9 protein-coding genes are annotated in these 7,828 nt (G+C 63.3%); 6 read left to right on the top strand and 3 right to left on the bottom strand.

Going from position 1 to position 7,828, the window contains the following annotated elements:
* The first annotated feature begins 17 nt into the window (after window positions 1-17).
* The 4 genes from GJ668_RS02195 to rluB are packed head-to-tail and all read left to right on the top strand — an operon-like array spanning window position 18 to window position 3,642.
* Window positions 18-1,235: a tryptophan--tRNA ligase gene (locus tag GJ668_RS02195; RefSeq protein WP_155448475.1), complete on the top strand. Its 1,218-nt coding sequence runs from the start codon at window positions 18-20 to the stop codon at window positions 1,233-1,235.
* 22 nt (window positions 1,236-1,257) lie between these two features.
* Complete coding sequence (locus GJ668_RS02200; RefSeq protein WP_425482466.1) at window positions 1,258-2,130, top strand: segregation and condensation protein A; 873 nt, start codon at window positions 1,258-1,260, stop codon at window positions 2,128-2,130.
* Entirely contained in the window at window positions 2,111-2,746 is a 636-nt protein-coding gene (scpB, locus tag GJ668_RS02205) for an SMC-Scp complex subunit ScpB (protein WP_155448476.1), read from the top strand. The genes GJ668_RS02200 and scpB overlap by 20 nt, the downstream gene beginning before the upstream one ends.
* On the top strand, window positions 2,743-3,642 hold the full coding sequence (gene rluB, locus GJ668_RS02210; RefSeq protein WP_155448477.1) for a 23S rRNA pseudouridine(2605) synthase RluB: 900 nt from the start codon (window positions 2,743-2,745) through the stop codon (window positions 3,640-3,642). Before scpB ends, rluB begins: the two co-directional genes overlap by 4 nt.
* Window positions 3,643-3,668: 26 nt before the next feature.
* Here rluB and GJ668_RS02215 read toward each other — a convergent pair whose 3' ends face one another.
* Window positions 3,669-4,661 (bottom strand): serine hydrolase, encoded by a 993-nt coding sequence (locus GJ668_RS02215; RefSeq protein WP_246194590.1) that lies wholly within the window; start codon window positions 4,659-4,661, stop codon window positions 3,669-3,671.
* A gap of 235 nt (window positions 4,662-4,896) precedes the next feature.
* Between GJ668_RS02215 and GJ668_RS02220 the strand changes: the two genes are divergently transcribed.
* Both GJ668_RS02220 and GJ668_RS02225 read left to right on the top strand, forming a co-directional pair.
* Window positions 4,897-6,315 (top strand): sodium-dependent transporter, encoded by a 1,419-nt coding sequence (locus GJ668_RS02220; protein ID WP_155448479.1) that lies wholly within the window; start codon window positions 4,897-4,899, stop codon window positions 6,313-6,315.
* Between the two features lie 34 nt (window positions 6,316-6,349).
* Window positions 6,350-6,943 (top strand): DedA family protein, encoded by a 594-nt coding sequence (locus GJ668_RS02225; protein ID WP_246194591.1) that lies wholly within the window; start codon window positions 6,350-6,352, stop codon window positions 6,941-6,943.
* Window positions 6,944-6,948: 5 nt separating this feature from the next.
* Here GJ668_RS02225 and GJ668_RS02230 read toward each other — a convergent pair whose 3' ends face one another.
* Together GJ668_RS02230 and GJ668_RS02235 are read right to left on the bottom strand one after the other, a co-directional pair.
* On the bottom strand, window positions 6,949-7,497 hold the full coding sequence (locus tag GJ668_RS02230) for a cell wall hydrolase (RefSeq protein WP_155448481.1): 549 nt from the start codon (window positions 7,495-7,497) through the stop codon (window positions 6,949-6,951).
* A gap of 109 nt (window positions 7,498-7,606) precedes the next feature.
* Window positions 7,607-7,828: transposase (locus GJ668_RS02235; protein ID WP_186342827.1), on the bottom strand; the 222-nt coding region annotated here is incomplete at its 5' end.

A 7,828-nucleotide genomic window follows, 5' to 3' on the forward strand; every position in this document is an offset into this window, starting at 1 on the left:
ACGCGAGGCATCGACTCTTGGCTTCTGTCTCAACCCAACATGCGCGCGTGCTCTCTGGCATGCGTCCGACCGGCCGGCTGCATCTCGGTCATTATCACGGTGTGCTCAAGAATTGGCTGGAGTTGCAGCACGAATACGAGTGCTTCTTCTTCGTCGCCGACTGGCACGCGCTCACCACCCAGTACGAGGATCCCACCGGGATTCCCGACAGCGCGCGCGATATGGTCATCGACTGGCTGGCCGCCGGCATCAATCCCGGCTCAGCGACGCTGTTCGTGCAGTCGCGGGTGCCTGAGCACGCTGAACTGCATCTGCTGCTGTCCATGATCACGCCGCTCGGCTGGCTGGAGCGCGTGCCGACCTACAAGGATCAGCAGGAGAAGCTCAAGGAGATGGATCTCTCGACCTATGGCTTCCTCGGCTATCCGTTGCTCCAGAGCGCCGACATCCTCATCTACAAGGCCGGACAGGTGCCGGTTGGCGAGGATCAGGTGGCGCATGTCGAGCTGACGCGCGAGGTGGCGCGGCGCTTCAACCACATCTACGGGCGCGAGCCGGACTTTGCGGACAAGGCCGAAGAGGCCAAGAAAAAGATGGGCAAGAAGAACGCCAAGCTGTTCGACTCGCTCAAGCGCCGCTATCAGGAGCAGGGCGATCAGGAGGCGCTGGAGGTCGCGCGCGCGCTGCTCGAAGGGCAGGGCAACATCACGCTGTCTGATCGCGAGCGTCTGTTCGGCTATCTGGAGGGAAGCGGACGCATCATCCTGCCCGAGCCGCAGGCGCTGCTGACCAAGGCGTCCAAGATGCCGGGACTCGATGGCCAGAAGATGTCGAAGTCCTATAACAACACGATCGCCCTGCGCGACGCGCCGGCCGAGGTCGAGAAGACACTGCGGACCATGCCGACCGATCCGGCGCGGGTGCGGCGCACCGATCCGGGCGATCCCGAGAAGTGTCCGGTGTGGCAATTCCATCAGGTCTATTCCGACGACTCGGTGCACGAGTGGGTGCAGCAGGGGTGTCGTTCAGCCGGCATCGGCTGTCTGGAGTGCAAGCAGCCCATCATCGACGCCGTTCTGGCTGAACTGGCGCCTATCCAGGAGCGCGCGCGCGAGTACGAGGCCCAGCCCGATCTGGTGCGCAGCATCCTCAACGAAGGCTGTGAGAAGGCCCGTGACGTGGCGCGCGAGACCATGGAAGAGGTCCGGCACGCCATGTCGCTGGTGATGTTCTGACGCGCGTCGCACCTTGAACGCGCTGAGCGAAGCGGAGGCGACTGCCGCTGTCGAGCCTGACGCCTCGGCGGCGTTGGGCGTGCAACAGGAACTGCCCCTGGCCATCGTCCAGGGGATGCCGTTTCTGACACTGCCCCAGGATCTCTACATCCCGCCGGATGCGCTGGAGGTCTTTCTCGAAACCTTCGAGGGTCCGCTCGATCTGCTGCTCTATCTGATCCGGCGTCAGAATCTGGATATTCTCGACATTCCGATCGCCCGGATCACAGATCAGTACATGGAGTACGTTGAGCTGATGCGCGAGCTGCGTCTGGAGCTGGCGGCCGAGTATCTGCTGATGGCCGCGATGCTGGCTGAGATCAAGTCGCGGATGCTGCTGCCCCGGCCCCAGGTCGACGCGGAGGAGGGCGCCGATCCGCGCGCTGATCTGATCCGTCGGCTCCAGGAGTACGAGCGCTTCAAGCAGGCGGCGGCGGATCTCGATGCGCTGCCACGTCTGGAGCGCGATCATTTCGTCGTCGAGGCAGGAGTGCCGCCCGGATGCATCCAGCGCCGGCCGCCGGACGTGGATCTGCGCGAGGTGCTGCTGGCGCTGCGCGAGGTGCTGGCGCGCGCCGAGCTGTTCAGCAGTCATCGGGTCGAGAAGGAGCCGCTATCGTTGCGCGAGCGCATGTCACAGGTACTGGAACGTCTGCATGGCGGCGGATTCGCGCGTCTGACCGATCTCTTCGATCCCAGCGAAGGGCGTCCAGGCGTGGTCGTGACCTTTCTGGCGCTGCTGGAACTGATCAAGTCGAGCGTGCTCGAACTGGTGCAGTCCGAGTCCTTCGCGCCCATCCATGTGAAACTGCGCGAGCGTGCATCGCCGGAATTTCATGAACAGCCCGCCGCTTAAAACCATCATCGAGGCGGCCCTGATCGCCGCCGGCGGTCCACTGACGCTCGACCAGCTCCTGGGGCTCTTCGGCGAAGACGAGCGACCCGAGCGCGCCGCGATCCTCGACAGCCTCGGCGAGCTAGCCGCCGATTACGCCGGGCGCGGCATCGAGATCGCCGAGGTCGCGGGCGGCTATCGGGTGCAGGTGCGTGCCTCGGTTGCGCCCTGGGTGGCGCGGCTGTGGGATGAGAAGGCATCGCGCTATTCGCGCGCACTGCTGGAGACGCTGGCCCTCATCGCCTACCGTCAGCCGATCACGCGCGGCGAGATCGAGGATGTCCGTGGCGTGACCGTGAGCACCAATATCATCAAGACCCTCACCGAGCGCGAATGGGTGCGGGTCGTGGGCCATCGCGACGTGCCGGGACGCCCGGCGCTCTATGCCACCACGCGCCGGTTCCTGGAGTATTTCGGACTGCGTTCGCTCAACGATCTGCCGCCCCTGTCCGAGATCCGCGATCCCGAGTCCTGGCTGGGCGGTGAGCTGGTGTCCCGCCCGCCAGACGCGCCAGTGCCCCCTTCACCCTCCCCGAACGTCTTGCTGACGTCCGAACAGACCGAGAACACGCCATGAAGAATGATCGACAGCCGCCCCGTCGTCCCGGTTCGGGCGACGAACCCGTCCGGCTCCAGAAGCTGCTCGCTGAGGCCGGACTCGGCTCGCGCCGCAACATCGAGGGCTGGATCAGCGAGGGTCGGGTGCGCGTCAATGGTCAGCTCGCCAAGCTCGGTGACCGGGCCACCCGCGCTGACCGTATTCGCGTTGACGGGCGCGAGGTGACGCTCAAACCCAAGCGCGAGGCCGAGACCCAGGTCATCGTCTACCACAAGCCCGAGGGTGAGCTGGTCACGCGCCGCGATCCCGAGGAGCGACCGACCGTCTTTCGGCGTCTGCCGCGTCCCAAGCAGGGGCGCTGGATCGCGGTCGGTCGGCTCGACATCAACACCTCGGGCCTGATTCTCTTCACCACCGACGGTGAGCTGGCCAACCGGCTCATGCACCCCTCACGCGAGATCGAGCGTGAATATGCGGTGCGCATCCTGGGCGGTGTGGCGCCCGAGACTCTGGAGCATCTGACCGCCGGCATCGAGCTGGAGGACGGTCCGGCCAAGTTCGAGCGCATCACCGACCAGGGCGGAACCGGCGCTAATCACTGGTACAACGTGGTGCTGCGCGAGGGGCGCAATCGCGAGGTCCGCCGGCTGTGGGAAGCCGCCGGCTGCACGGTCAGCCGTCTGATCCGTATCCGTTACGGCAACGTCGAGCTGGGACGGCGGCTCTTTCCGGGCAACTGGCGTCCGCTGACGGATGAGGAACGCGCTGAGCTGATGGCCCTGGCCGGACTGCGCGTGCTGGAGCGTCCGCGTCTGCGCCGTTCCGCCTCCGGGGTTCAGTCACCCTGGCGACCCAAGCCCGATGGCGGTTCCACAGCGGGCGAGGGTTCGAAGTGGGGGCGGCGTTCGCGTTAGACGCCCGGACATCGCGGGTAACTGGATCAGCGTGCGGCCGTCGTGCGACCGTTGCTCGTGAGGATCCACTCGCGCACCCGATTGGAGTCACCCATGGGGCCGAGTCGTCCATTGGCGCCCAGAAAAACCATATAGAGACGACGATTGTCGATGCGTGTCTGCATGGACAGACAGCGTCCGGCCTCGTTGATGAAACCGGTCTTGCTGACTTCCACCGTCCATTCCGAGCTGCGCACCAGCGGATTGGTGTTGCGATATTGCAAGGCGGTGCCGTCGGAGAAGGGACGCAGTGTCATCTCGCCGCGCGAGGTGGTCTCGCGGATCAGCGGGTAGTTCGAGGCGGCACGCACCATCTTGACCAGATCCTCGGCCGTGGAGCGGTTGCGTGGATTGAGTCCGGAGGAGTCGACGAACTGAGTGTTGTTCATCCCAAGCGCGCGCGCCTTGCGGTTCATGGCCTGGATGAAAGCGGGGGTGCCGGCGCGGAAGGTGGTGCGACCGAGTGCATGGGCGGCACGATTATCGGATGACATGATGGCGACCATGATCATCTCGCGTCTTGACAGGACAGCATCGTTGATGCGCAGCCGCGAGCGGCTGTTCTTGAGCCGGTCGCGGTCGTCCTCGACGATACGGATGCGAGTGTTGAGCGAGACACCCGTGTCCAGCACCACCATGGCCGTCATCAACTTGGTGATGGAGGCGATGGGTCTGACCGTGCGCGCGTTCTTGGAATAGAGGACGTTGCCCTGTTCGTCGACGATAAGCGCGCTGGCCGATTGCAGATTCAGGGCCGTGCGGTCGAGTCCACGCCACTCGCGCGCTCGATCGTTCAACTGCCAATTTTGCTTGGTTTCCCCGAAATTGCGCCAGTCGTAAGGCGAATGACTGGGAGCTGAGGCATTGACATAGGGCTTGGGCGGCGTTGGAGCGCGAGAGGTGCGATCCTGATTCGAAGACGGCTGACTGCTGGCGCAGGCGCCGCTGGTCAGGATGATGGGACTGATGAAGAGCAGCATGCCCAAGAGGCGCATCAAACCGACGGTGCCTGACCGCCATTGGTGGTGGGAGCGGGAGCGGGTGACGGAGAACCTAGACATGGCGGCGAAGTCTCTCGGGGGATTGTTTGAATAAATATGTAATTATTGCATAGGGATTGCCGGCTCGCGCGGCGTATACCTTGTGACCCTCCCTGTGCTTGGCGGAAAATGCCCGTCTGAGGTCGATAAAACCATCATCGAGGGTGCGTACCCCATGCCGGACACACGCGGTTCCATCCACGGCCAATGGTCGTCGCGGTTCGTCTTCATCCTGGCCGCCGTCGGCTCGGCGGTCGGTCTGGGCAATATCTGGAAGTTTCCCTATATCACGGGCGAGAACGGCGGCGGCGCCTTCGTGCTGGTCTATCTGGTCTGTATCGCCCTGATCGGCGTACCGATCATGATGGCCGAGATCCTCATCGGGCGACGTGGACGTCAAAGCCCGATCAATACCATGCGCGTACTGGTGGCCGACGAGCAGGCGAATCCGGCCTGGCGCTGGCTCGGTTGGCTCGGGGTCGTGACCGGCTTTCTGATTCTGTCGTATTACAGCGTCATTGCCGGCTGGGCGCTCGCCTATGTCTTTCGCGCCGGCGCCGGACTCTTCACCGGCGCGGATGCTGACAGCGTCTCGACGCTGTTCGGGGCCTTGCTCGGCTCACCTGAATCCATGCTCGCCTGGCACACCATCTTCATGGTGATGACCATGGTGGTGGTGGCGCGCGGTGTGCGTGGCGGCCTGGAAAAGGCCGTGACGCTCTTGATGCCCGCGCTCTTCGTGCTGCTGGTGCTGCTGGTGTTCTATGCCATGTATCAGGGCGCGTTCGCGCGTGGCGTCGAGTTTCTTTTCAATGCCGACTTCAGCAAGGTGTTCCAGCATTGCGAGTCGCTGGAGTCAGGAGGACCGGCGTCCTGCCGTTTCACGGGCGAGCCGCTGCTGATCGCACTGGGGCATGCCTTCTTCACCCTGAGTCTCGGCATGGGGGCGATCATGGTCTATGGCTCCTATATGCCGGGCAATGCCTCGATCGCGCGGGCGACCCTGATCATCGTAGCCGCTGATACGGTGGCGGCGCTGCTGGCAGGGCTGGCGATCTTCCCGATCGTCTTCGCCAACGGGCTGGAGCCGGCCGCCGGTCCGGGGCTGATCTTCCAGACGCTGCCGATCGCCTTTGGCTCCATGCCGGGTGGGCGTCTGTTCGGGACGCTGTTCTTCGTGCTGCTGACCTTTGCGGCCTGGACGTCGGCCATTTCGCTCATCGAGCCGGCTGTCGCCTGGCTGGTCGAGAATCGTGGGATAGCGCGCGTTCCGGCCGCGATCGCGGTCGGGGTGCTGGCCTGGGTGCTGGGCATCGGCTCGGTGCTGTCGTTCAATCTGTGGTCGGGCGAGTCCTTCCAGCTCTTCGGCAAGACCTGGTTCGACCTCATGGATTATCTGACGGCCAATATCCTCTTGCCGCTGGGCGGGCTGTTCATCGCGCTCTTCGCCGGCTGGGTGATGTCGCGTGCCGCCTCGCGCGGCGAGCTGCGGATGGGGGATAGGCGTGGATATCGCACCTGGCGCTTTCTGGTGCGCTATGTCTCGCCCTGGCTGGTCGTGATCGTTTTTCTCAATGCTATTGGACTGATTTGAACCGCGCGCGAGGTATGAGCGGATGCTGCATGACATGATCGACTGGCTGCTGACCACGGTCGACGGCTGGGGCTATACGGGAGTGATGGCGCTGATGGCCATTGAGTCGAGCTTCATCCCCTTTCCAAGCGAGGTAGTGCTGATCCCGGCGGGGTATCTGGCGCATCAGGGCAAGATGGACCCGACGCTGGTGCTGCTGGCCTCCGTCGTCGGCTGTCTGATCGGAGCCTTCGTCAATTATGGGCTGGCGCTGGCGGTGGGGCGTCCCTTCCTGGAGCGTTATGGACGCTATTTTTTCATCGCACCGCACGTCCTGCACAAGACGGATGCCTTCTTCGAGCGCCATGGGGCGATCTCGACCTTCACCGGGCGTCTGATTCCGGGGATCCGGCAGTTGATCTCGATTCCAGCGGGGCTGGCGCGGATGCGGATCGCGACCTTTGCCTTCTATACCGCGTTCGGGGCCGGGCTCTGGTCGCTGGTCTTGATCGCGTTGGGGTATTTCATCGGCGGTAACGAGGCCCTCATCCGTGAGAACCTGCCGTTGGTGACCATCGCGGCCCTGGTCTTTGTGGTCCTGATCGTGCTGGGGTATGTACTCTGGAATCGTCGACGCCAGCCGGTCTGAGCTGGCTAACTCTGGGTGGGGCGATAGAACAGATGACGCCCGATGCGGGTCGTGCGCTGAAAGTGTCGCGACCACTTGGGGCTGACATAGTCGGTGTGGTAGTAGAGCGCGCCGTTGGTCGGGTCCGAAATCTCGTCGGCCAGGACGCGCCGGCTGATCTCCAGTGAGCGTTTCCACGCCCGCTGTTCCTTAGGGTCGTCGGGTTTTCCGTCGCACCACCAGGAGAACTGGCAGCGATGGCGTTTCTGGCCGCCCTGCTTGACCACGCCACAGATCGATCCGGGAAACGCGTCTGACTCGACCCGGTTCAGGGTTACGCGTGCGACAGCGATCTGACCGGACTCCGGTTCGGAGCGGGCTTCGTGATAGATGTTCAGCGCCAGGCACTGTAAATCCGGATCGATCGCGTGTTTCTCCGGCGGGCGAGGCGACGCCTGGGTCGCATCGGCGGTTTCGAGCGTCGTCACAGTTCCAGGGTCGCTTGGCTTGGCGTGCGATGCGGTGAGGATGGTTGGAACGATTGCGGCAAGCAATGCAGTGGACAGAGTTCGCATGATCCCGTTCTCGTGTATGAAATACTTGGAAAGATTTCCAATATTGTATTTCAAAAATCGATATAAGGGAAATCCCTAGTACCGCGCACCTTAAGTTGACTGGACAATTTCATGCCATCAGCGGCTTGCCGATATAGGTCCAGCGAAACGGCTTGGCGAGGGTCTGGTTGAAGAAATCGATGAACTCAAGGAGGCGTTGCTTGAGTTCATCAGTGGAGGCGAAGCGCGCGCGCTTGAGCAACCGACGGGTGAGGATACCGAACCAGATCTCGACCTGATTGAGCCAGGAACAGTGCTTGGGAGTATAAACAAAGCGGATGCGATGGGCGGG

The sequence above is a fragment of the Allochromatium palmeri genome, from assembly GCF_009720725.1.
Classification (GTDB): domain Bacteria; phylum Pseudomonadota; class Gammaproteobacteria; order Chromatiales; family Chromatiaceae; genus Thermochromatium; species Thermochromatium palmeri.